The sequence below is a fragment of the Prochlorococcus sp. MIT 1011 genome, from assembly GCF_047305235.1.
In the GTDB taxonomy this organism is placed as follows: domain Bacteria; phylum Cyanobacteriota; class Cyanobacteriia; order PCC-6307; family Cyanobiaceae; genus Prochlorococcus_B.
The window spans coordinates 1068845-1091167 of record NZ_CP138983.1; the positions used below are offsets into that span (position 1 = coordinate 1068845).

Sequence of the window (22323 nt, forward strand, 5' to 3'; positions counted from 1 at the left end):
AGGCTAATCAGTTAATGTAATCCAAACTACTTGATAAGGATTAAGTTTGAAAATATTAGTATTTAAATAAGAGCCAGTAATATTATCAAGTAAACGTTTATCAGAACTTAATTCTAATGAATTGATTTCATTTAATGGAGAAATACTTAAAAATTCATGGGACATATTACAAATAACATAGACACTTTCTTCAGCCAAACCTCTTTGAATAATTACACAATTAGCTATATTTGTAGAAATACATTTCATACTCGCCTCCGGATGAAAAGCTTTAAGTCTTGACCTGACTTTAACTATATGAGTAAGGTATGAAATATTTTTACTAGCTGGAGAATCAAAGTTCTTAAGTGCTTCAAGTAATTTATTTGCCTCAAATTTTTCTCGATTTAAATCTCTTCTTTGCCCTGTTTTTCTAAAAGAATCAAGATCATTAGGAGAGGCTAATACAGCTGGGAGATAAAAAGCTGGAACACCTTTTAAAGATAAAGTAAAAAGTTGACTTAGCAAAAAACGTTCAAATTGAAATAGCGTATTATCAGGAGCTTCGTTAGACATCGCACTCCACCAACTAATATTTAATTCATAAGGTTGATCTTTTCCATTTGACAGCCGACGATGACTAACTAATCCTCCGCGTTTCTCTGATTCAACCAATAGATTATGGACTCTATTATCGTCCATAATTCCTTCTAATGCTCTTAAGCCAATACCATCATGTGAAGAAGTAAAGTTGAGCAGAGACGTATCCCTTGGCAACTCATTCCAATGAGATAACCAATTATTTAATAAATCAGTTTTACCGGTATAAATAGCTTCTAATAATAAAGGAGGTAGAGTAAAGTTATAAGCAAGATTGGCTTCATTCCCATCAATCAAATAAGAAAGATTTTCTTTTTCTGGAACATTAGTCTCAGTAATTAATACTGCCGAAGGCTTAATGATCTTCAAGCATTTATTTAAAAGCTTAACTATTGAGTGTACTGGATCTAAATGTAAACAAGTCGTATATGGCTCCTTCCAAACAAAAGCAATTGCGTCAAGTCTAATCCATTCGGCTCCATTAGATATATATCTAACTAATAGTTTCAAAAACTCAAGAAAAATATGTGGATTTTTCCAATCAACGTCAATTTGATCTGGTCCAAATGTTGTCCAAACGTTCCTAAAGCCTTGATTAGTATTTACGTCAGTGAATAGAGATGAATTTCTAGGCCTTATAACTTTTTCCCAAATATCAGTATCAGAAGGAGCAACTATGTACGACTTACCAGGATCCTCTGATTTTATAAATTGATGAACCCATGGATGAGAAGAAGAAACATGATTTAAAACAAGATCTGCCATTATTTTGTGCTTACTTGATAATTCCTTTAAATCATTCCAATTCCCAAAAGCATCATCAATTTTTTCATGATTAGAGACAGCGAATCCGCCATCACTTGTAGAAGGGAGAAATGGTAAAACATGTATGACTGAAGAAAGACCACTTAATCTATTTTTTACGAATTCAGTTAATGTTTTTAAAGTTGATTCGTCTTTCCTATAAATTGAATCTGGGTAAGTGATCAAAACAACACTAGAAGAATCCCAAATTGATCCGATCTCTAATTCTTTATTGTTCTTGATAACACGAAATGGATCGAGAATCTGCAACAATTGTGACCACACTGAATTGATTTCTTGTTCAGAGTACTCAGGATAAATTTCTCTGAGAGACAATCTCAGCTCATCTAATTCACTATCCAACTCAGACACTCTTTAAAGGAAAACAATCTTCTCTACCTCATCGTAGCTCCCACCTTGAATCTGTAAAACTTTTTTCTTGAATGGACTTTCAGCAGGGTTTAATCACAACTATTCATGAGTATGGACTGGCAAAAGATCCAGTAACTCAATTAAATAAAGACCTCTTAAAACGGCCAACATCAATACTTATTCCATGCCTATTTGATGAGTTCAGTAGGCCAGCCTTAAAACTTATAAGAACTACATTAAAAGAATTAAAAAATTTAAATCAGCTAGTCATAGCTCTATCTGCTAGTAATCGGGACGAAGTCGAGAGCGCAAGAGATTTCTTTAGAGAAATGCCATATCCAGTTCACGTCCAATGGACTAATAGTCCAAAAGTTATTGAATTGCTAAAAGACCAAGAGAAAAATGGTTTAGATCTATTAGGTGTTCCAGGGAAAGGATGGGCAGTCTGGCAAGGAGTTGGTGTTGCAACGAAAAGTTCAGAAGTCGTAGCACTTTTCGATGCTGATATCAGAACATTCAATTCTAATTATCCAGCAAGAATGTTGGGTCCTTTACTAGAAAAATCAAATGGGATTTCGTATGTGAAAGCTTTTTACAGCCGTCTATCTCTTGAAACAAATGCACTTCAAGGGAGAGCTACGAGATTATTTGTAGGTCCACTTCTATCAAGCTTGGAACAATTGATGGGGAATGCACAATTCCTTCAATATTTACAGTCATTTAGATATCCACTGGCTGGAGAGTTTGCTTTTACTACAGACTTGGCAATGAATTTAAGAATTCCATGTGACTGGGGGTTAGAGATAGGGCTTCTATCAGAGGTTTATAAAAACGTAAGGATATCAAGAATCGCACAAGTTGATCTGGGTATTTTCGACCATAAGCACAAAGAAATAGGTTCAAAGGCTAATGAAGGTCTCCAAAAAATGTCCACGGAAATTCTTTCCAGCGTTTTAAGAGGATTAATGGAACACGAAGCAAGAACCCTTACAAGTTCTCAATTAGCAAACTTGGAAGTTTTATATCGAAGAGCAGGAGAAGACAGAGTAAAACAATTTAGTTTAGATTCCTCAGTTAATCAATTGCCCTACAGTCGACATAAAGAAGAGCTAGCAGTTCATACTTTTGGAAAACTATTAAGACCAGCAATAAGTAAATTCCTGGAATCACCTGTCAAGCAACAATTGCCATGCTGGGCAAGGGTTTTAGACTGTGAAAGTAAATTACAAGATGATTTAGAAAAGGCTGGATGCGCATAAAAGCAGTAACAAATTAATACTCATAAAAAGCCTTTAATTAGTAATGAAATTCCAACAGAAAAAGAAACTAATTCAAAAACAACTTTAATAAATTTGGACCCTTTAATTATAGAAAAATAAGCTCCAAAGTACCCACCTAGAAGTGAACCTAAAATCAAGACAGGGATATAGCTCCAAATAATATTTCCCTTAAATCCTAAAGAGAGTGCACCAATACCATTCCAAAAAATTCCAACAAAAATCAAGGTATAAGCAACCGCTAAAGAAAAAGACAAATCAAATATTGTTATCATCCAAATCGTCACAAATAGTCCAGTACCAGAAGAAAGATAACCATTGAAGAAACCAATTATAAAAAGGCCTAATGAGCCAATTATTATCCTTAACTTATTAATTCGAATTTTTTTATTTGTACTGCCAAGTTTCTTCTGCTTAATTGAGTAAAAGCTAAGAAACAAAGTCAAAAAACCTAATAAGGTAGTTGAAAAATTATTAGGTAAAATTGAGGAAGTATAAGCTCCTAATAAAACGCCAGGCAAACCCGAAATTAATATCAAAAAAGCATATTTTATTTGTAAGTTATTTTTCTTTAAGTGTGGTACTGAAGCCCCAAAACCTAATGCAACACTAGCAACTTTGTGAGTTGCCAAGGCTTTTGAGAAAGGTAAACCAAAGAATATGAGAGCCGGAAGTTGTATTAAGCCTGCACCACCTCCAGATAACGCAGAAATGAAATTAGATAAAAATGATATAAATCCCAAAAGGATTTGAGAAATAATATCATTACTTAACATATAAATCTATATGATATATTTTATACAAAAATTATTTCATATGTTTTGATCTAAATATTCTTAATCATTTCCCTTCTAATAAGGTCGATACAATTTGGGTGCTCATGAATATACCTATTAAATTCCATTGCAAGTAATCTTGCTTCATATGCATCACATGCATAAAAGCAATTCTCAAGACGTTGATTATCACAGTTTCTATAATGAACTGTGTAAGGTCTTAAGCTCGCGAGTGGGATTTTAAATTGAGTTTGATTCATTTTCAATTTATATTCCTATTTCAGTTATGCATCCATTAGAAAAATTTTTCTACGGATGTCTTGTAACCAATATAAATTAAAATTTATTTAGAATTTGATTTTGAATTAAAATTCGATTTATAAGAGATTAAATAAATTAGTATAGATTATTCACATGATCAAATTATCTGAAATAGATCTAGGGTCTGACCTTTTATCAATTTTTATCTTAATCGGATTCCTAGCTACGTCTTTTGTCTTTATAAGACTAACGATAATTGGAATTAACTATATAAAAATAAATTATTCAAAAGAAGAAGCTGTGGAAAGGGGGGAAGTGGAAAACAAAAACGAAAGCAAAGGTTTTTAAAGAGATTAAAATAAGAAGAAAATAAAAATAGGCTTTCCAGCATATAAAAATTTGTTATTAGATGAATAGTTAATTCATTGATTCAAAAAATATGTTAATTTAGTAAAATCTAAAGTTATTCATAATGGAAGTAAATCCACTAATACCAATTGGGGCAAAGATAATAGTAGATAAGTCAAAAATAGAAAAACTATTGCCAAACAAATTATTGGATACATTACCAAAACAGATAAATGGAGAAATTGTTGATTACAAAATGACAGATGGGATGGGTATTGGATATGTATTAATGACTGAAGATAATATAAAAATTTGGATATTCAACACCGAGTTAAATGAACAAACAAGGAAAGAATATAGCTTGGAAGAGTCAAATAAATATTACAATCCCCAAAATAGTAATCTTATACTAGGAAAATATAAACTGGCTTACGAGATAAATGGGAATAGGAATATTAAAACGATAGCAAATCCAATAAATCTAATTAACTGGTTGATATTTACGATGAAAGATATTTTTTAAACTGCTAATCAACTTGCCGTTTCATGATAAGAAATAACATTTTTCCAATTTTTATTGTTTCTGAAAGTTCCCATCTCTCCTGGCCCTTTTTATTTAGAAATTTACTTAGTTGCATAGCAGGGTGCTCGGAACCTACATTTTCCTGATATTGTTCGGGAAATTGATCTTTAAGGAAATCTGGACTCAGTGAACCTTTAAGTTTTTCGCTTGCAGCCTCGGGATTGCTTGCTTCTTCATGTTTACTTGATGAATCATCAATGTTTAGATGGACTACATGATATTCCCACTGCATAAATATAATTTATGATAATATTTATTATACATAGTTCAACTATAAGCGAATTTGATATATTCAGATTTCAAAAAAGTTAAAAATCAGATAGTGATTCAAAAAAATATTAATATGGAGAAAATGAATTAAAATCATCGTGGAAGGATTTGACCCAGCTATAAATTATGGTCCAAATGATGCAGGCATATCAGCATTAACAATAATTTTAGGTATTGTTGGACTAATAGCTATTTCATGGCTGTTTGGAAAAATATATGCACAAGTAGCCAAATTTTTCGAAAGCAATGATAAAAATGATTCGTAGATAAAATCAAAGAAAAAATATTTATATCTATAAAATAAATACATTTAAAACAAAATCAATATTGAATAAAACAAAAGAGTTGTGAATTATTGCAAACTAAAATAACAAAACAATATTAAATGTAGTATTTTGAGATTTATCTAATAATCATTAATTATGTTGGCTTCCTTGATGGTTCATGAATGGGCGACACCTTTAAATCTATCAGCTCCAATAGCTGGAATACTTACTATAGGGGGCTTTATGGGTTATTACAGTTTATCTAGGAAGTTTTAGAAATTATATCTTAAGAGTAAAGAATAAATATAAATAACCTATAAATGAAAAAGTTAAATTGGATAGATTTTGATGAATGCATATATTACATATCTATGGGTTGCAAAAACAAAAAATTTGAGGGAGTATATGGTTTCCCTAGGGGTGGACTATGTCTTGCCGTTGCACTAAGTCATTCACTTGGACTTCCCTTATTAGACAAGCCTAAAAATAATTCTCTAATAGTTGATGATATTTACGACACTGGATACACTCTAGAGAAAATAAAGCATTTAAAAGGTGCAGAAACTCATGTATGGATTAGCAAAAAACAACCAACATGGTGGAATACCTATAAATACATCAAAGATAAGGAATGGATTGTTTTTCCTTGGGAAAATATAAATTTAGCTGATATAGATAGAAAGAGATATTGCAAATCTAGACATTAAACTTTTTACCACATTAATTCATTACTTCTATCTTTTCTAGATGATGAATTAATGGGCTTAAAACTCAATAATCCATCTAACTTCATAGCAAATTCATAAGTATCTCCTTTTAAACCTATATTAATATAATTATTATTTGTTTTTATTTTTTTTCTTAAATTCAATAAACCTATATATTTTTTCCATAGAGTTGGATTACTATAATTATATGCCCATAGATCAAAGATATCCTCTATGGTATTAATAGGAATCTCGGAAGAATAACCTGTATTGTAATTATCTAATTTATATTGATCATATTTCGAATCTAAACATAGGATATCTAATGTTGTATTAATTGCTCCCTTAACCTCAATAGCTCCGTCAAGACCAAATAATTCTTTTCTATAGCACTCAAGTAATTTACTACCAAGAGAATTAAAAATATTCTCCTCCTCAGTAAAGTTAACGACCCAAAAACCAACTCCTTTAAATACTCCTGATGCCAAATATAGATTAACAGATTTAGTCATTTATTAAATACTATAGAAGTTAGGCAATAAATAGAACTTAGAATAAGGGAATTTAATAAAAAAGTATCTACCTATAAAATAATAATCTTTATGTACTTAAATTGAAAAAATTATTTTTATTGCAAAAATGAAAAAAGTTTCTCAAAAATATGGAAAGAGTAGACCCTAGTAAATCCAATGGTTATAGAAAAAGTCTTGGCCCTGGAATCCTTTTAGCTGCGGCATGTATAGGCGGTTCTCACCTGATGTCATCTACTACAGCGGGAGCCAAGTTTGGATTTTCGCTTATTGGACTTATTTTATTAACAAATCTAGTCAAATATCCATTTTTACTTGTAGGTACAAGATTTACAGCTGTTACGGGACTATCGCTTTTAGAGGGATTTCAAAAACGTAATAAATTATATTTACCAATATATTTAATTGTTGGATTAATTACAGGTACGTTTACCATTTCGGCAGTTAGTTTTGTTACGGGTCTGCTTTTAAAAAATATAGTAATTTTTTCATCCTTTCCTTCATTAGATTTAGCTATAGGTATACTAATAGTATGTTCATTAATATTATTTATAGGTCAATACAAAGCCCTTGATAGGATATCTAAAATTCTTGTATTTTTGCTTACATTATTAACATTTTTTGCTGTTATATCTTTACTTATTAAAGGCCCTGCTGGAGATATCAATATTTCATTCTTGAATAGCAGTCCATCTCCCTGGACTCTCTCAAACCTTGGTTTTCTAATTCCTCTTATGGGTTGGATGCCTGGTCCAGTAGAGCTTTGTATATGGCCATCATTATGGATGTTTTCAAGAGCCAAAGAGACGGATCACACCGCTACTTTAAAAGAAGCAGAATTCGATTTCAATCTTGGATATTTCGTCACTGTTTTAACTGCAATTTTCTTTCTAATTCTTGGTGCATACACAATGTATGGCACTGGCGATGAAATGCTAACAGGATCAGGAGTTAGTTTTGCTCAAAATTTAATCCGCTTGTATACAGAATCCATTGGTGGGTGGGCAAAGTGGATAATTGTACCAGCAGCTTTTGCTGCAATGTTTAGCACTACGCTTACATGTCTAGATGCATATCCCAGGAGCATCTCATCAGCTCATGGCTTGATAGCTCGATCAGACAAGGGAAATAACTCTACTTTGACTGAAAAAAAACGTTTAAAAAAATGGATCATTTTTCATGTTTTTGCATCACTTTGTGCACTTCTTATTGCCAAATCTGGAGGAATTGGAGTTAAAGACTATGTTTTCGGTGCTATGACCGGTAGTTTCCTGACAGCTCCTTTGTTTGCCTGGATGGCTATGGATACAATGAATAGCTCATTAGTAAAAAGTCAATTTCGTTATGGAGTTGTTCTAAAAACAATTTGCTGGTTTGGGATTTCATACCTCTCGGTCTTTAGTTTATTATTCATATTCAATTCTTTCTTTGGTATTGGACAATAAGCTCATAATTTATAAATATCGTTAAAATAAAAAATAGTTAATGAAATTAATTAAATAATTAACTTGAGGCAGAAGTATAATGTTTAAGAGCAAATTTCCAGAAGAGTCTACTAAAAATAAAAAATAAACTACTTAATATTAGGCCAAAAAATAAAATATTAAATTTAAGTTCTCCAAGAATTGCCTCAGCAGGAAAAGTGGTTAAAAAAGCTACAGGTAAAACCAAAGTAAATATGAATCTCAAAATAACAGGATAAGCTGAAATAGGGTATCTACCTGCAGCTAACAAAGCTCTAAGAACTTCTGTAGCATTCCATGTCTTAACAAACCAAATACTTGATGCAGCAATTAGGAACCAAACAGAATAAAGGATAATAAAACCAATTAATAAGGAAATAATGAATACAAATAATGAGTAAATTGAAAAAGTTGAACCTGATTGGATAGCCGCCCAAAAAACAATTGAAAGTCCTAAAATAATTTCAGGCAATCCTGCAAAAGAAAACTTTTTAACTGATAGCCAAAATTGACTATCAATTGGTTTTAATAAAACATAATCGAGAGTACCCTCTCTAACGTAATTAACGATTTCGGTTAAATTTGGTCGTAAAAGAGCATTCGTTAAACCATCAAGAAATGTATAAACACCCTGAATAACTAAGGCTGATTCCCAAGTCCAATCTCCTAATTGCCTTCCTCCAGTAAAAAAAAGGGATAATATAAATACACTTCCCAAAAGAGTTCCTAACATAGCTAGCAACTCAATCAAAAAATTTAGTTGATATTCAAGTTGAGAAGCAAATGCTGTAGACCAAAATAATCTAATAGTTTTAAAGTAACGCTGCATATTAGGCTCCCATTGCTGTATATCTTTTTACACCAAGTTTCCAGAGATTATTTACAGAAGGGACCAGTATTGAAATCCACAAAATCTGAGCTAAAAACCCATTAAAGATATCAACTGGCATCCCTGATAAAATCTTTGCTGGAAAATTAATTAGATAGGGAAATGGTGTTAACATTGCTACTTTTAGAACGTTAGAAGGAATGGCTGATAAAGGTACTAATAAACCAGAAAGAAAAAGATAAGGAACAAACATTAATCTCTCAAGAGCACTAGATTTTTCAGTCCAGAAGCAAAGTGCAGCGACTAAACTTTGAAGAAGGAAAGCGATAGTAAAAGCAAAGTGAGTTGATAAGTACGCCAAAAACAATTGAGGTAGTGAGGGAAGCCAAAAAGATGATGGATTTAATATAAAAAAAGTAATAGCTATGGCTATTGCGAAAGGAAGTCTTGTTGCCTGTTCTGCCAAATGAGAAGCTACATATCTAAATAGAGGGTGCAAAGGTTGCAGCAAATATGGAGATAATCGACCAGAAAGAGAATCTTCCTCAAACGAGAAAACAACCCAAACAACTGAAAATTGCCTAACTAGAAAAGCACTTAAAAAATATCTTGCCAACCCTATATCATTTAGACCAAATGAGTTCCCAACATCATTTTGACTCCAAAGAGAAAACATAATAAATGGTAGTACTCCAGATAGAGCCCATAAAGCTATTTCGATGCGATATTCCAACATGTATGCATATTGTGTTGTAAGTAAGGTCTTAATAACCTTGAAAGACAATCCAAATATTCTCAATTGACTTCACCTTTAATAAATAATTCTCCTATTAATTGATCAATAGGAGGATCACTAATCTCTAAATCGATAATATCAAAATCAGTTAATAGATTACTTACTACATCTGTCAACTTATCCCTTGAAACTAATAAACATACAAAACGATCATTTAAATCTTGAATCTCACCATATTTTTCAAATTGTTCAATTGCACATGGATTTTTCAATTCAACTTTTACCTCTCTTGAGGGTGATAATGAATTAGCCAGTGAATCAAGGTCACCATTATAAAAAAGCTTTCCTTTATGAATACAAATAACTCTTGGACATAATGCTGTTATGTCAGCCATGTAATGACTAGTTAGCAAAATTGTCGCACCAGTTCTTTTATTGTATTCAGATAAAAAACTACGAACTCTAGCTTGAGCATTTACATCTAGACCAAGAGTAGGTTCATCTAAAAAAAGGACAGATGGTTTATGCAATAAGGCAGCAAGAATTTCAGATTTCATTCTTTGTCCCAACGACAACTTTCTGACAGGTCTTGTAAGTTCTTCTCCTAGTTCAAGCATCTCTGCTAATTCATTAATTCGTACCTTTGCTTCGTGGTCAGACAAACCATATACAGCTGCGTTTACATACAAAGAATCCATGGGAGGAAGGTCCCAAATCAACTGTTGCTTTTGCCCCATAACCAAAGTTATCTCCTTTAGAAAAGCCGTTTGCCTTCTTTGAGGAGAGAAACCACCAACATCAACTAACCCTGTCGATGGATGAATAAGACCACACATCATTTTTAATAATGTGGTTTTACCAGCTCCATTAGCCCCAAGAAATCCGACTACTTCTCCCGGTGAGATTTTAAAACTTATATCAGTTACTGCAGGGACGTCATAAGTCTTTCGATCGAAAAAATGCTTAAGAGTACCCTTAAAACCCGGCTGTTTGTTTGCAACTCGATAATATTTACTCAGCTGATCTACAACGATCAAGTCATTAGGATTATTGTGCAATTAATTTTCAAAAGCTTCAACATTAAGATAAAACATTTTTGCCTACATAGCAGATAAAATCAAAGTAAAGAAAAAACTATAGGTTTTAAAACTAAATGGAAGAACAAAAATATGTAATAGCGATAGCTCTTGCAGAGCAAAATAATAAAAGATTAATGCCTCTTGGAGGAAAAAATTGTGCTGAAGTTGATATTTTAAGTCAAACGTCTAAAAAAGAAGTCGAAAAGATAATACTTGATTTATTACTAAGGTTATTTCAAAGAACTACTGAAGGAAGTCTAAAAATATCAAACGATAAAACTGGTTTATTACTAGCCGAAATTAGTTTTGAAAGTATGCATAAAAATATACCTGTTATAAAATCTAACTGGATTAATAACGGAGATACAGATACTTTAATTGAGGAATTAAAATCAATTTGTTCCAAACTTTGGAGTGTTAAATTCAAAAAACATGAAGGAATAATGTTTAATGACTTATTAAATTAGCAACTATCCTGAAATCTTTGATTGAGCTTTCTCAGCCTTGCGAATAATCTTCCGAGCCTCGTCACGAGACATACAAGACTCAGCTTTGGTTTGTAACTTTATTAATTTTGCATGCTGCTTTTCTAGCTTCATAACTTAATCTAAATAATTTATCAACTAATTCTTAGTCTAGCATATAGGTATTAATTTGTAAATAAATGATTTACATAAAGCTAATACTAGCAGTAACTCTAGTCATCTTTTTTTTACTCCTGAGATGTATCTATGCAGTACAGAAATATCCAGTTCACCTAAGCCATCATGCATCAATCTTTGCTCGATTTCTTTTACTCTAGAGGCAATTGGCAAATCAATATTTATAGATTTAGCTAGATCAATCGCAATAGATAAATCCTTATGATGCAACTCTAATTTAAATCCCAATGGATGTTTATCAATCAACATTGCTTTTGATCTGTTTTCTAATGGCCAAGAATTTGCTGCTCCAACTTTTAAAGCAGCAACCACTTCATCCATGGGCAATTCAAGCAATTTTCCTAGTTCCATTGCCTCGGCTACTGCTGCGTATGTTCCTGCAACTAATATCTGATTAAGAGCTTTGACTTGTTGACCTTTACCTACTCCATTAAAGTAATTAATTGATTTACCTAGGACTTCAAATATATGTTTAAAAGATAAACACTCTTTTTTGCATGCACCAATGAACAATGAGAGTGAACCTTTATGAGCTCCCTCTGTTCCCCCAGAGACTGGACAATCAACATATAAAATATTTTTCTTGCTTAATTCTTTGTGAATAAAAATAGATTTATTAGGACTTATAGTAGAGAAATCAATTACAAAAGAGTTTGGCTTTAGTGTTTCTGCTACTCCGTTATCACCAAATAGAACAGATTCAACCGCATTATCATCAGTAACGCAAATCAACAGGCCATCGCAGCCAGTAATAGCTTCTCTAGGGTTAACAAAATATTTTCTTTTATCGTCCTTATTTGGTTTAGTTCTCTGATATAAATTCAAATGATAGCCATTTTCAATGAGTCGCTCAGACATGGGCTTCCCGATAGCGCCAAGACCAATGAAAGCTAATTTCATCAAAATCGAATTTTCATTTAAAACGAACTAAGATTAATAAGTACAACAAGGGTTTGAACTATTACTATAAAAAATTAATATGCCACCAAAAGAAGAAAATATGATGCGATAATTAATTCATTGAATACTTAAGAAATTGACTAATCTTACAGATTCCAAGAATGCAACTCATCATTGGTATCCATTCTTGAAGTATCAAGAGGAATGTGAAGCCGCTGGCAAGGAAGCTACAGTTAATGATTGGATGAGAGCTTCAGGGCAACTACAAAACAGAATTGATTTTGAAGAAGCAAAGAAAGCAGCTGAAGCTGAAGCTCTTAAAGCAAAGGCTGAGGCTCCCAAAAAAGAGGCTTAAATAAATAATTTTTAATCAAGAGAAAAAATATATTTACCTCTTTAAATAATTAGATAAATTACTGACAGATAATAGGAAAATCTTGTGAAGATCTATCAAACTAGTTGCGTCAATGCAATTCATTTTACTAAAGTTATTTAATAAAGGTCCTAGGAAATATATAGCCTAAGATCAATACATATCTGATCCTAAATAATGTCAGAGACCAAAGCCCTAAATGTACTTATTGCCCCAGAGGGCCAATTACAGGGTAATGGACAATTAAGAGAATCCTTTCATGAGAGAAGGGATCGCAGAGGTGCAGATTATCCTATGTGGTATCTAAATTCCTCGTTAGTTAGCAAGTTCAATATCACTGAGAAAGAAGGATATGAAGCTGTTGTAGCAGAAGATGCAACAACAATAGCTTGGCTAAAGCTTCGCTTTGGAGGAGAAAAGTTGAACAAAGAACTCAATATCGATGAGCTTTGGGAGCATGCAAGTTTGCCCCCTGAGCCACCAGAGATAAAAGATATAGCAATTCAGAAATAAATAAACTGATGAAACCTGTTCATAAAATAACTATCCATCACAAGCAGGAAGGGAAAACATATTCCTTTGAGGTTCCTGAAGGTGAGTACATTTTGAGAAATTTCGAGTCCAAGGATGAGAATGGTGAAATAATCGGAGATAGACTTCCATTCTCTTGCAGAAACGGATGCTGCTCAGAGTGCGCAGTTAAGATAATTTCAGGTGAAATGGATCAAGAAGCTTGTATTGGTTTATCTAAAGAGCTTAGAGCTAAAGGATTTGGTTTGTTATGCGTTTCAAAAGCCATAGGGCCTCTGGAATGCGAGACCCAAGAAGAAGACGAAGTCTATAACGCTCAATTTGGAAAGTATTTCAAAGGACTGGATACCCAAGCTGGTAATCCATTTGATATTTAAAAGCTCTAAATAGTCTTACTTATCAGTCCAAAAATTCAAAATATCTCCACCAGTAAAATTAACATCCTTTTCATATCTTAATGCGTTGGTTGCCTCCATAGGTAAAGCAAATTGCTGAAATATTAAAGAAACAAATTTTATAAATTTAACTGGTTTGGCTATCCCTTTTGTTGATACAAAAGCTCTAAATGCTTCAATTATATTATTTCTTAAATCCCAAAATCTATTATCTTCAAGATTAAATACCCAAGGGAAAGCATTCTTAGATGTGTGATTCGTTCTTTTAATAACTTCCTCATCAAATTCTTTAGGCTCTATGCCCAATAATTCATAAAATTCTCCTCTTTCACAAACTGTAAGCGTATGAGTAAGAAATACACTCCAAAGGAAAAAACGACTCAATAACTTACCTCTCCAACCTTTAGTTATCCCAGGCCAGCATCTCATCATTACAGTAAAGCAATCGCCATGTCTGTTCTCGTCTTGACACCATGGTTCAAAGAAGTCAAATAAAGGGGCAAAGGCTTCTCCTGGATTAGCTTTAAGATGTCTGTCCATCAAAATATATCTCCAATAACCAATTTTTTCTGAAAGATAAACAGAATAAATAACCCAACTAATTGGAAACCAAGTCGCTGCTCTTTTTCCACCTAAATGAGGGAGATCCACTTCAATACCCTCTGCCACTAATGCCCTGCTAAGAAAGCCTGCATGCCTAGCTTCGTCTCTGGCTAAAAACTGAAATAGTTTGCCAAGATCTCTATTTCCCTCTTTTTTTAAACGATTTGAAATCTCCTTAAAGAGTAGGAATCCAGAAAACTCAGAGATAACTGATCTAACTAAATAACTCTCATAAGTCTCTTTAGCCTTCTGAGGTAATTCTTGTAATCTATCTAGACTTGCTTTCCTATCAAAATGAGTGCAGTTATAGTCTGCTTTCATTTCTGAAAGCATTGCTTCAAACTCTTCCCGCGCATCAGTTAATTCTGTCTTGGCTGCTTTCTTGAATTCGGTTACATAGAAACGAGGTGTTAATAGGTTTTCATCTAAATGTGGCGGCAACTCATTAGTTCCGCGTGTATCAACTCTTAGTTTTGGGGAAGAAGAAGCTGTTGCGGTCATTCCAATTTTCAAGCAAGAACATAATTGTATGTCTTAATTTGAAAAAAAGGTGAATTTTTAATCAGGTAGTAATAGAGCTTTGCCTAAAACGACAAGGAAGACGCTGAAAAAATGTATATAAAAATAATTCTTTATAATTTAGAGAAAATAAATTCACAAAATAAATAATATTTTGAATAGAAATTCAACACACATTAAATTAAATAATTAGCAAAAAAGATGTTTAAGAATGAATATCTTGCAAAGCTGTAACTGATAGGATTTGATTCTGCAATGCCTCTATCCCTTTTACTGCAGCACTAGCACCCTTCAAGGTTGTTAAAGTTGGGACAGAGTAGTCAAGAGCTGCTTTTCTAAGGTATTTATCATCGTAAATTGCTTGACGACCAATGGGAGTATTTATTACCAACTGAACCTTTCCTGATCTAATCATATCCTCTATATTTGGTCTTCCTTCGTGAACCTTAAGGACCCTTTCTACCTTTAAATCAAATTTCTCAAGATAGTTGGAAGTGCCAGATGTTGCCAGAACTGAAAAACCTAGTTCAATTAATTTCTTAGCTACTGGAATCAATGCCGGTTTATCTCGATCATGAGTAGATAAGAAGACAAAACCAGAAGTAGGCAATCCCTCACCGGCTGCGAGTTCGGATTTTGCATAGGCCATTCCAAAAGTTTTTGCAGATCCCATCACCTCACCAGTTGAACGCATTTCTGGTCCTAGAAGGCTATCTGAGCCAGGAAAACGTTTAAAAGGCATAACAGCCTCTTTAATTGCCTGAAGTGGAGGAATTGGTTCTTGATTTAATCCAATATCTTTTAGTGTTTTACCTAAAAGCAACTGCGTTGCAATTTTTGCAAGAGGGACTCCCGTGGCTTTAGAAACGAAAGGAACTGTTCTTGAAGCCCTTGGATTTGCCTCAATAATGTAAACAATCTCATTATCCTCATCATCTCTCTTGACAGCAAATTGAAGGTTGATTAGACCAACTACATCAAGTTCAATAGCTAAAGATTTTGTCCAATGCTTAATTGTTTTAATTGATTCTGCAGAGAGCGTTATAGAAGGAAGGCAACAAGCTGAATCGCCAGAATGAATACCAGCGGGCTCTATATGCTCCATCAATCCCCCAATCACAACATTTTTGCTTACATCGCACAAAGCATCAACATCAACCTCAATTGCATTCTCTAAATATTGATCGATAAGAATTGGATGATCTGGCTCAACGTTTACAGCTTCCTTTATGTATCTTTCCAGTTCATCTTGCTTATAAACAATTTCCATAGCTCTACCACCGAGAACATATGAAGGCCTAACAACCAATGGATAGCCAACTTTATTAGCTACTTTGAAAGATTCTTCAAAAGTTCTAGCAAGACCATTTTGGGGCTGCCTAATATCCAATTTCCTTAAAACCTTGTCAAATTGCTCTCTATCTTCAGCCAAATCAATTGAAACAGGGGATGTACCTAAAACTTTTGTTCGTAACTTAGCGTTTTCCGATTTCTCTAACCAATTGAGTATTGGTAAAGAAAGTTTTAAAGGAGTTTGTCCTCCAAATTGAACAACTATTCCATAAGGTTCCTCAAATTCGATAACATTTAGGACATCTTCCAGAGTTAAAGGTTCAAAGTAAAGTATATCGCTAGTGTCATAATCAGTAGAAACAGTTTCGGGATTACTGTTTATCATTATTGTTGTATAATCTTCCTCTTGAGATTGATAAGAAGCATGACAACAACAATAATCAAATTCAATGCCTTGTCCAATACGATTTGGACCTCCACCAAGAATTAAAATCTTATTTTTATTCTCATTTTTAATTTCATTAAGATTAATATTGTTGATTATATTTCCTTCGTTATCAATCTTGAATACTGGTCTTTCATATGTAGAATAGTGATATGGTGTATTAGAGGAAAATTCAGAAGCACAAGTGTCAACTGTTTTAAAAACAGGAACTATTTTCAGGGAAGTTCTTTTAGATCTAATTGTTAATTCATCAGTATTTAGAGCAAAGGCAATCTGACGATCAGAAAACCCAATTTGTTTCAGTTTGAATAAAAAATTAGGCTCTAATTGATTAATATTTTCATACTTAAGTAATTGATCCTCTGCATTGACTATATTTCTAAGCTTTGATAAGAACCAAGGATCTATTTTAGAAAAAGAAAAAATTTCGTTATCACTCCGTCCATTCTTCATTGCTAATCGAACATGGAATATTCTTTCTGGCGAAGGCGTCCTTAATAGTCTTTCTAATTCAATAGAAGAGATATTCTGATCAACTCGATCACAACCCCAACCACTTAGTCCTGTTTCTAAAGATCGTATTGCCTTTTGAAAAGATTCTTCGAAACATCTACCTATTGCCATAGCCTCACCTACTGACTTCATTGAAGTAGTTAAAATTGAAGAACTACCTGAGAATTTTTCAAATGCAAAACGAGGTATTTTAGTAACTACGTAATCAATTGAAGGTTCGAAGCACGCTGGGGTCTTGCCAGTAATATCGTTAGTAATCTCATCTAGTCTATAACCAACAGCCAAAAGAGCGGCAATTTTAGCAATAGGGAAACCTGTAGCTTTACTAGCTAAAGCTGATGATCTACTAACACGAGGATTCATCTCAATTACTATAATTTCACCATCAATAGGATTAATTGCAAATTGGATATTGCTTCCACCTGTTGCTACTCCAATTTCCCTAATTATTGAAATTGAATAGTCTCTTAAACGTTGATATTCTCTATCAGTAAGAGTTTGCGCAGGAGCTACAGTAATAGAATCACCAGTGTGAACTCCCATTGGATCAACATTTTCAATGCTGCATATAATTACAACATTATCTGATAAATCTCTCATAACTTCTAACTCAAATTCTTTCCAACCTAAAAGAGATTTTTCGATAAGTATTTGAGAAACAGGACTAGCATCTAGGCCTGTTTTACATAATTCTAAAAATTCATCCTGGTTATAAGCAATACCGCCTCCACTTCCTCCTAATGTAAAAGCAGGACGAATAATTTTTGGAAATGAAGAAATTTCATTTCCAACTATTTCAGCTTCTTGAAGGTTGGAAGCTATACCAGAGGGACATACATCAACCCCAATATTATTCATCGCTATTTTAAATAAATTTCTATCCTCAGCCTTCTTAATTGCATTTAGATCGGCACCAATTAATTCAATCTTATATTTTTCTAAAATCCCAGATTCAGCCAATTCTACAGATATATTCAAAGCAGTTTGACCACCCATTGTGGGCAAAAGAGCATCAGGTCTTTCTCTTTCTATAATTTGTTCAACAACCGAAGCCGTTAGAGGTTCGACGTAAGTCCTGTTTGCCGTTTCAGGGTCCGTCATTATTGAAGCTGGGTTAGAGTTAACTAAAATGACTTCAAAGCCTTCGCTTCTTAGCGCTTTGCATGCCTGGGTACCGGAATAATCGAATTCGCAGGCCTGTCCAATAACAATTGGTCCAGACCCTATTATCAAAATCCGACGTATATCTTTACGCCGTGGCATTTGAATTTCTTGTAAACTTCATTTATGTCACGCATTCTAGGTATCTGTTTATCATCTACTGTCTAGATCGGCAAACTACCATTAAAGTTTAACTAACTTTTCGCATAAGAAACAAAGAGTATGAGCGAACTACAGCGCCTAAAAGGGCTGCTGCCACCAGAAAACCAAAGCTGGGTATTCATTGAAGCCGCAGCAGCAATAGATCCTCCTTTAATCACGCTTGAGGAGATTGGGAGAGATGAAGTGGAGATTCAAGTTGACCTTGAGCAATGGGACTATTTAGCTCAAGATCATAGAAATCTATTGTTCTGGCATGAGGTGGGACGCATTCAAAATGACACCATCCCTAGAGATGGCTGGGAAATGGCCGCTCTTGCAATTGGGTTAGGTGGTGCCATTGGAGAATTATGGGTTCAAGATGGATTGCTACTTTTAATGGCACTTGGATTGTCAGGTTTTGCAGGTTATAGGCTTTACTTAAAAAATAATTCAGAAAAACGATTACAGGATGCTATATCCGCTGATGAGAGAGCTATAGATTTAGCATGCAGATTTGGATATAGCGTTCCAAATGCCTATAAAAGTCTTGGCGGTGCATTAAAAGATTTAGTAGAAAAATCTAGAAAGAAAAAAAAGCGTACATTTTATGAAGATAGATTAGAAGCACTCAGAAAGAGTGCTGAAAGGGCCCGCGCAGAGATGGCATCTCAAGAGGGATCTAAAAAATCAGTTACGAGTGAAAATGTTTATGGATAGTAATAGGTTAGTTGAACTAGCTGCAGTTGCTTGCGATGATAGAAAAGCTGGAGATATAAAACTTTTAAAAGTTGATGAAGTGTCAAGTATAGCTGATTGGATATTAATTACTGAAGGACTTTCCGATGTTCAAGTAAGGGCAATAGTTAATAATGTAGAGAAGACAATGAGAGAAGAAGCAGATTTACTTCCTCTTCGAAAGGAAGGAATAAATGAGGCTAAATGGGCACTATTAGATTATGGAGATCTAATAATTAATGTGTTCCAACCTAAAGAAAGAAAGTTTTATGATTTAGAGTCATTTTGGAGCAATGGAATTATTCATGATTTTATAAATAATAAATTAATAGCGTTAATGGATGAATAAAATAATATGCCCTGTGCCTCAAAACCAAAGGCCTATAAATGAATTTAATAGCATTAGAAATTCATGGATAATCTCCTGGCCTTTTTTAGAAAGAAATATTTTCTACAGAAAATTAATATTTAGTTGGTTATTCATTACACCAGTTAGTTTGACAATTTCTTATGGAAGTGATTATCTTAAAAACAACATTTTTTTGCTTATATTTTTAAGCTTTACTGCCTCTGTTGCTTTCCCTATATTGATACTAATCAGGCAATGGTTAAGTTGGGTATACATATATAAACGTCTTAATTCAGAAAAAATTGAATATGAAGAATCTGGTTGGTATGATGGACAGACTTGGGAAAAACCATTTAGTTGGAGGGCAAAAGATTTACTGATAGCTCAACACCAAATCAAACCAATATTAAATCATTTAAAAGTAATAATTCTTCTATTAATCTCCATTATTATATCTTCATTATTATTTATAGTTCCACTAATGAATTAATACATGAATTTACAAAGCAATTTATCAAATCACGGAGACAATTCTTTAAAGGTTCTAGTAAAAAGAGGTTCAAGTGTTGAATCCATTCATAGAGCCCACGCTTCGATATGTGACACGAAAGGAAGAACATTAATGAAAGCAGGATCTTGTGAATATGAAACCTTTATACGATCAGCATTAAAACCCTTCCAAGCATTGCCTTTCCTTACAAGTGGTGCTTCGGAAAAATATAATTTAGATGATAAAACATTAGCCCTAGCATGCGGTTCGCATAGTGGTTCGTCAGTTCAAGCGAGAACAGCATTCAAGCTCCTTTGGAAGGCTGACATAGATATAAAAGAGCTAAAGTGCCCAATCCCTCAAAACAGAGAAAGCAAACTTCAACATAATTGCTCAGGAAAGCATTCAGCCTTTCTAGCAACCTGCAAAAAAATGAACTGGGATCTGGAAAGCTATTTAATGGGTCATCATCCACTTCAGAAAGAAATTTTCAGAAGAGTTTCGGAGTTACTCAAAATACCTTCTGAAGAATTAATTGCCGAAAGAGATGATTGTGGCGCTCCAACTTTACTTTTGCGTTTATCTCAAATGGCTGTTTTATATGCTCATTTATCTAGATCTGACCAACCTGAATTTGAAAAAATAGCTCGAGCAATGACAAAACATCCAGAACTTATTGCTGGAGAAGGGTATTTTGATTCGGAATTAATGAAAAGAGGTCACAATCAAATCATAAGCAAAGGAGGAAGTGAAGGGATCCAATGTATTGGTCTGCTAGGGGAAGGTATTGGACTCTCAATAAAGGTTGAAGATGGATCTAAAAGAGCAAAGCACGCTGTGGCGATACATCTTCTCCGCCAACTCGAATGGATCACACCATCAGCAATTGAAGAACTTGATGAAATCATCCTTCAGAAAAAGCCAGGTATTTATATTGAAGTTGAAGGACAATTGAAGGTCCCATAACACAAACAAAGTGGTCATTAACGTCACATAAAGATGTATGCTTTATTTGCTACGCGGGGTAGAGCAGTCTGGTAGCTCGTCGGGCTCATAACCCGAAGGTCGGAAGTTCAAATCTTCCCCCCGCCACCAATTCAAAAAAAAAGCCTGCACTGCCAGGCCTTTTTTATTTTTTCTTAATTTTTAACAGTGAAAAAAAAATAAAAAAAAGAACAGTTAGAATTTATTGACATAAATACTTTGAAGGAAAAGATTAAAATTTACAATTTTATTTTTTAATAAGCAAAGTTCAACAAAATGAAGAAATACTCAAATAGGCCATAAAGAAAGGAGAAAAGAATAAGTAAAATTTATTGGCCACAAGGAAGAAAAGCTTTAAGAATCTCATAAAAAATTAAAGGAAGTTATGAACTGAAGTAAAATACTGCTCATTAGTCTTGTTAACTTAAGTTGCTAGGATAGGCATAAATCCTATCTTGGTGAGAAAAAATTAGTTATATAATGCAAGCTCTATTTGATGTAATAGTTATTTTTAAAGGTTAATAAGGACTTTACTTTTTGCTCTCCTAGAAATTATTCATAGTATAAATATGCCCACCAAAACAAATGATAAGTTCAACCAGTTGTATATAAAAGAAAAAACAAAGTAGTTTTAAACTAATAAAAACGTACAATAATCTATTATGATATATTTATCTTTTTAAAAATAAACTATATAAATGAAAAAAGATAATCTAAAGAGAATCATCAAACAGTTCGAGACCTTGATAGAAGAATTGAAAAGTGAGGTCTACTCAGACAAAGATTCATATGTTCATCCATGGGATGAACATATGAAAAACACACCTAGAATTATCAATACAGAAGACGATGACGGATATGCTGATTAACTCGCAAGAATTGATCGAAAAAATAAAATTAATATAAAGAATAATTCTACTTTTGGTATTTTAGTAAATTTACCTATTGCGATAAAACAAGATCAAAAGCAAATTATGGAAAATTGAATATGTTAATGGCAACATTACCTCAACTTGTAAAAGCAACCCCACAGGGAGGCACAATTCATAAATATCAACTTTCAGGAGGAAAAACTTCTTTCATGAGATATCTAGGGTGCTATCTTGGGACATGTAAATTCTGCAATGACATAGAAGAAGCATCTGAATTTGTATCAAGCATAGAGCTAACTCCAAAAACCCTTTGAGCAATAGATTTCTAGAAGACAATAAAGACCTAAAAAAATTGGCTTTAGCGATGAGAATACATTGAAGTTTTTTTATGTAAATTTAATCGATACTCGAAGGCATTAGGTGCTATTTTTTTTGAGTCTTTAAGCACATAAGGAGAATACTCTTTTAATGAGCCAA

27 protein-coding genes and 1 tRNA gene are annotated in these 22323 nt (G+C 33.4%); 16 read left to right on the forward strand and 12 right to left on the reverse strand.

What is annotated here, in order from left to right; translation table 11 throughout:
* Positions 1–3 precede the first annotated feature (3 nt).
* Positions 4–1755, reverse strand: coding sequence for a sugar phosphorylase (locus SIB75_RS06610; protein ID WP_413682516.1), 1752 nt, complete (start codon positions 1753–1755; stop codon positions 4–6).
* A gap of 71 nt (positions 1756–1826) precedes the next feature.
* Between SIB75_RS06610 and SIB75_RS06615 the strand changes: the two genes are divergently transcribed.
* The gene (locus tag SIB75_RS06615; RefSeq protein ID WP_413682517.1) at positions 1827–3014 is read left to right on the forward strand and encodes a glycosyl transferase; all 1188 of its coding nucleotides are present in this window, start codon (positions 1827–1829) and stop codon (positions 3012–3014) included.
* Between the two features lie 20 nt (positions 3015–3034).
* On the opposite strand, the gene SIB75_RS06620 is transcribed toward SIB75_RS06615, so the two are convergent.
* Both SIB75_RS06620 and SIB75_RS06625 read right to left on the reverse strand, forming a co-directional pair.
* The gene (locus SIB75_RS06620) at positions 3035–3808 is read right to left on the reverse strand and encodes a sulfite exporter TauE/SafE family protein (RefSeq protein ID WP_413682518.1); all 774 of its coding nucleotides are present in this window, start codon (positions 3806–3808) and stop codon (positions 3035–3037) included.
* Positions 3809–3858: 50 nt separating this feature from the next.
* A complete protein-coding gene (locus SIB75_RS06625; protein WP_413390307.1) occupies positions 3859–4068 on the reverse strand; it encodes a hypothetical protein in 210 nt (69 codons plus the stop codon).
* A 473-nt stretch (positions 4069–4541) separates the two neighbouring features.
* On the opposite strand from SIB75_RS06625, the gene SIB75_RS06630 reads away from it, so the two are divergent.
* Positions 4542–4940 (forward strand): DUF2862 domain-containing protein, encoded by a 399-nt coding sequence (locus SIB75_RS06630; RefSeq protein ID WP_413682519.1) that lies wholly within the window; start codon positions 4542–4544, stop codon positions 4938–4940.
* Between the two features lie 4 nt (positions 4941–4944).
* Here SIB75_RS06630 and SIB75_RS06635 read toward each other — a convergent pair whose 3' ends face one another.
* Positions 4945–5232 (reverse strand): hypothetical protein, encoded by a 288-nt coding sequence (locus SIB75_RS06635; protein ID WP_413682520.1) that lies wholly within the window; start codon positions 5230–5232, stop codon positions 4945–4947.
* 136 nt (positions 5233–5368) lie between these two features.
* Between SIB75_RS06635 and SIB75_RS06640 the strand changes: the two genes are divergently transcribed.
* Positions 5369–5536 carry a hypothetical protein gene (locus tag SIB75_RS06640; protein ID WP_413682521.1) on the forward strand — a complete coding sequence of 56 codons (168 nt, stop codon included), beginning with the start codon at positions 5369–5371 and terminating at the stop codon, positions 5534–5536.
* Positions 5537–5856: 320 nt separating this feature from the next.
* Entirely contained in the window at positions 5857–6243 is a 387-nt protein-coding gene (locus SIB75_RS06645; RefSeq protein ID WP_413682522.1) for a phosphoribosyltransferase, read from the forward strand.
* 5 nt (positions 6244–6248) lie between these two features.
* On the opposite strand, the gene SIB75_RS06650 is transcribed toward SIB75_RS06645, so the two are convergent.
* On the reverse strand, positions 6249–6755 hold the full coding sequence (locus tag SIB75_RS06650) for a josephin (protein WP_413682523.1): 507 nt from the start codon (positions 6753–6755) through the stop codon (positions 6249–6251).
* A 149-nt stretch (positions 6756–6904) separates the two neighbouring features.
* On the opposite strand from SIB75_RS06650, the gene SIB75_RS06655 reads away from it, so the two are divergent.
* Positions 6905–8218, forward strand: coding sequence for an NRAMP family divalent metal transporter (locus SIB75_RS06655; protein ID WP_413682524.1), 1314 nt, complete (start codon positions 6905–6907; stop codon positions 8216–8218).
* Positions 8219–8276: 58 nt separating this feature from the next.
* Here SIB75_RS06655 and SIB75_RS06660 read toward each other — a convergent pair whose 3' ends face one another.
* The 3 genes from SIB75_RS06660 to SIB75_RS06670 are packed head-to-tail and all read right to left on the reverse strand — an operon-like array spanning position 8277 to position 10859.
* On the reverse strand, positions 8277–9065 hold the full coding sequence (locus SIB75_RS06660) for an ABC transporter permease (RefSeq protein ID WP_413682525.1): 789 nt from the start codon (positions 9063–9065) through the stop codon (positions 8277–8279).
* 1 nt (position 9066) lies between these two features.
* Positions 9067–9864 carry an ABC transporter permease gene (locus SIB75_RS06665; RefSeq protein WP_413682526.1) on the reverse strand — a complete coding sequence of 266 codons (798 nt, stop codon included), beginning with the start codon at positions 9862–9864 and terminating at the stop codon, positions 9067–9069.
* A complete protein-coding gene (locus SIB75_RS06670) occupies positions 9861–10859 on the reverse strand; it encodes an ATP-binding cassette domain-containing protein (protein ID WP_413682527.1) in 999 nt (332 codons plus the stop codon). Before SIB75_RS06670 ends, SIB75_RS06665 begins: the two co-directional genes overlap by 4 nt.
* Positions 10860–10954: 95 nt before the next feature.
* Here SIB75_RS06670 and SIB75_RS06675 point away from each other — a divergent pair, with 95 nt between their 5' ends.
* On the forward strand, positions 10955–11347 hold the full coding sequence (locus SIB75_RS06675; protein ID WP_413682528.1) for a hypothetical protein: 393 nt from the start codon (positions 10955–10957) through the stop codon (positions 11345–11347).
* A gap of 3 nt (positions 11348–11350) precedes the next feature.
* On the opposite strand, the gene SIB75_RS06680 is transcribed toward SIB75_RS06675, so the two are convergent.
* Together SIB75_RS06680 and SIB75_RS06685 are read right to left on the reverse strand one after the other, a co-directional pair.
* Positions 11351–11479 (reverse strand): hypothetical protein, encoded by a 129-nt coding sequence (locus SIB75_RS06680; protein WP_413682529.1) that lies wholly within the window; start codon positions 11477–11479, stop codon positions 11351–11353.
* Between the two features lie 102 nt (positions 11480–11581).
* On the reverse strand, positions 11582–12442 hold the full coding sequence (locus SIB75_RS06685) for an NAD(P)-dependent oxidoreductase (protein ID WP_413682530.1): 861 nt from the start codon (positions 12440–12442) through the stop codon (positions 11582–11584).
* Between the two features lie 136 nt (positions 12443–12578).
* Here SIB75_RS06685 and SIB75_RS06690 point away from each other — a divergent pair, with 136 nt between their 5' ends.
* The 3 genes from SIB75_RS06690 (at position 12579) to SIB75_RS06700 (ending at position 13723) form a co-directional block, all read left to right on the forward strand.
* The gene (locus SIB75_RS06690) at positions 12579–12797 is read left to right on the forward strand and encodes a hypothetical protein (RefSeq protein ID WP_413682531.1); all 219 of its coding nucleotides are present in this window, start codon (positions 12579–12581) and stop codon (positions 12795–12797) included.
* A 195-nt stretch (positions 12798–12992) separates the two neighbouring features.
* Entirely contained in the window at positions 12993–13328 is a 336-nt protein-coding gene (locus SIB75_RS06695; RefSeq protein WP_413682532.1) for a hypothetical protein, read from the forward strand.
* A gap of 8 nt (positions 13329–13336) precedes the next feature.
* Complete coding sequence (locus tag SIB75_RS06700; RefSeq protein ID WP_413390294.1) at positions 13337–13723, forward strand: 2Fe-2S iron-sulfur cluster-binding protein; 387 nt, start codon at positions 13337–13339, stop codon at positions 13721–13723.
* Positions 13724–13738: 15 nt separating this feature from the next.
* Here the strand turns inward: SIB75_RS06700 and acsF are convergent, their stop codons facing one another.
* Entirely contained in the window at positions 13739–14845 is a 1107-nt protein-coding gene (gene acsF / locus SIB75_RS06705) for a magnesium-protoporphyrin IX monomethyl ester (oxidative) cyclase (protein ID WP_269610202.1), read from the reverse strand.
* 223 nt (positions 14846–15068) lie between these two features.
* Positions 15069–18377 carry a carbamoyl-phosphate synthase large subunit gene (gene carB / locus SIB75_RS06710; protein WP_413682533.1) on the reverse strand — a complete coding sequence of 1103 codons (3309 nt, stop codon included), beginning with the start codon at positions 18375–18377 and terminating at the stop codon, positions 15069–15071.
* 120 nt (positions 18378–18497) lie between these two features.
* Between carB and SIB75_RS06715 the strand changes: the two genes are divergently transcribed.
* From SIB75_RS06715 to SIB75_RS06745, 7 genes are all read left to right on the forward strand, one after another.
* Positions 18498–19133, forward strand: coding sequence for a DUF3318 domain-containing protein (locus SIB75_RS06715; RefSeq protein WP_413390291.1), 636 nt, complete (start codon positions 18498–18500; stop codon positions 19131–19133).
* Positions 19126–19500, forward strand: a complete 375-nt coding sequence (gene rsfS / locus SIB75_RS06720; protein ID WP_413682534.1) for a ribosome silencing factor — start codon at positions 19126–19128, stop codon at positions 19498–19500. The genes SIB75_RS06715 and rsfS overlap by 8 nt, the downstream gene beginning before the upstream one ends.
* Positions 19493–19990, forward strand: coding sequence for a CGLD27 family protein (locus SIB75_RS06725; RefSeq protein ID WP_413682535.1), 498 nt, complete (start codon positions 19493–19495; stop codon positions 19988–19990). The genes rsfS and SIB75_RS06725 overlap by 8 nt, the downstream gene beginning before the upstream one ends.
* A 3-nt stretch (positions 19991–19993) precedes the next feature.
* Complete coding sequence (locus tag SIB75_RS06730) at positions 19994–20956, forward strand: asparaginase (protein WP_413682536.1); 963 nt, start codon at positions 19994–19996, stop codon at positions 20954–20956.
* 52 nt (positions 20957–21008) lie between these two features.
* A tRNA-Met gene (locus SIB75_RS06735) sits at positions 21009–21085 on the forward strand.
* A 587-nt stretch (positions 21086–21672) separates the two neighbouring features.
* Positions 21673–21843 carry a hypothetical protein gene (locus tag SIB75_RS06740; protein WP_269605396.1) on the forward strand — a complete coding sequence of 57 codons (171 nt, stop codon included), beginning with the start codon at positions 21673–21675 and terminating at the stop codon, positions 21841–21843.
* Positions 21844–21968: 125 nt separating this feature from the next.
* The gene (locus SIB75_RS06745) at positions 21969–22160 is read left to right on the forward strand and encodes a hypothetical protein (protein WP_413390287.1); all 192 of its coding nucleotides are present in this window, start codon (positions 21969–21971) and stop codon (positions 22158–22160) included.
* The last annotated feature ends 163 nt before the right edge of the window (positions 22161–22323 follow it).

What these genes read in the sequence shown, in the direction of transcription:
- SIB75_RS06725 (WP_413682535.1), top strand. Translation starts at nt 19,493, where the DNA reads ATGAATAAAATAATATGCCCTGTGCCTCAAAACCAAAGGCCTATAAAT.
- SIB75_RS06685 (WP_413682530.1), bottom strand. Translation starts at nt 12,442, where the DNA reads ATGAAATTAGCTTTCATTGGTCTTGGCGCTATCGGGAAGCCCATGTCT.
- SIB75_RS06655 (WP_413682524.1), top strand. Translation starts at nt 6,905, where the DNA reads ATGGAAAGAGTAGACCCTAGTAAATCCAATGGTTATAGAAAAAGTCTT.
- SIB75_RS06740 (WP_269605396.1), top strand. Translation starts at nt 21,673, where the DNA reads ATGAAAAAAGATAATCTAAAGAGAATCATCAAACAGTTCGAGACCTTG.
- SIB75_RS06615 (WP_413682517.1), top strand. Translation starts at nt 1,827, where the DNA reads ATGGACTTTCAGCAGGGTTTAATCACAACTATTCATGAGTATGGACTG.
- SIB75_RS06700 (WP_413390294.1), top strand. Translation starts at nt 13,337, where the DNA reads ATGAAACCTGTTCATAAAATAACTATCCATCACAAGCAGGAAGGGAAA.
- SIB75_RS06660 (WP_413682525.1), bottom strand. Translation starts at nt 9,065, where the DNA reads ATGCAGCGTTACTTTAAAACTATTAGATTATTTTGGTCTACAGCATTT.
- SIB75_RS06630 (WP_413682519.1), top strand. Translation starts at nt 4,542, where the DNA reads ATGGAAGTAAATCCACTAATACCAATTGGGGCAAAGATAATAGTAGAT.
- SIB75_RS06680 (WP_413682529.1), bottom strand. Translation starts at nt 11,479, where the DNA reads ATGAAGCTAGAAAAGCAGCATGCAAAATTAATAAAGTTACAAACCAAA.
- carB (WP_413682533.1), bottom strand. Translation starts at nt 18,377, where the DNA reads ATGCCACGGCGTAAAGATATACGTCGGATTTTGATAATAGGGTCTGGA.
- rsfS (WP_413682534.1), top strand. Translation starts at nt 19,126, where the DNA reads ATGGATAGTAATAGGTTAGTTGAACTAGCTGCAGTTGCTTGCGATGAT.
- SIB75_RS06650 (WP_413682523.1), bottom strand. Translation starts at nt 6,755, where the DNA reads ATGACTAAATCTGTTAATCTATATTTGGCATCAGGAGTATTTAAAGGA.
- SIB75_RS06625 (WP_413390307.1), bottom strand. Translation starts at nt 4,068, where the DNA reads ATGAATCAAACTCAATTTAAAATCCCACTCGCGAGCTTAAGACCTTAC.
- SIB75_RS06645 (WP_413682522.1), top strand. Translation starts at nt 5,857, where the DNA reads ATGAAAAAGTTAAATTGGATAGATTTTGATGAATGCATATATTACATA.
- SIB75_RS06730 (WP_413682536.1), top strand. Translation starts at nt 19,994, where the DNA reads ATGAATTTACAAAGCAATTTATCAAATCACGGAGACAATTCTTTAAAG.
- SIB75_RS06620 (WP_413682518.1), bottom strand. Translation starts at nt 3,808, where the DNA reads ATGTTAAGTAATGATATTATTTCTCAAATCCTTTTGGGATTTATATCA.
- SIB75_RS06715 (WP_413390291.1), top strand. Translation starts at nt 18,498, where the DNA reads ATGAGCGAACTACAGCGCCTAAAAGGGCTGCTGCCACCAGAAAACCAA.
- SIB75_RS06635 (WP_413682520.1), bottom strand. Translation starts at nt 5,232, where the DNA reads ATGCAGTGGGAATATCATGTAGTCCATCTAAACATTGATGATTCATCA.
- SIB75_RS06745 (WP_413390287.1), top strand. Translation starts at nt 21,969, where the DNA reads ATGGCAACATTACCTCAACTTGTAAAAGCAACCCCACAGGGAGGCACA.
- SIB75_RS06675 (WP_413682528.1), top strand. Translation starts at nt 10,955, where the DNA reads ATGGAAGAACAAAAATATGTAATAGCGATAGCTCTTGCAGAGCAAAAT.
- acsF (WP_269610202.1), bottom strand. Translation starts at nt 14,845, where the DNA reads ATGACCGCAACAGCTTCTTCTTCCCCAAAACTAAGAGTTGATACACGC.
- SIB75_RS06695 (WP_413682532.1), top strand. Translation starts at nt 12,993, where the DNA reads ATGTCAGAGACCAAAGCCCTAAATGTACTTATTGCCCCAGAGGGCCAA.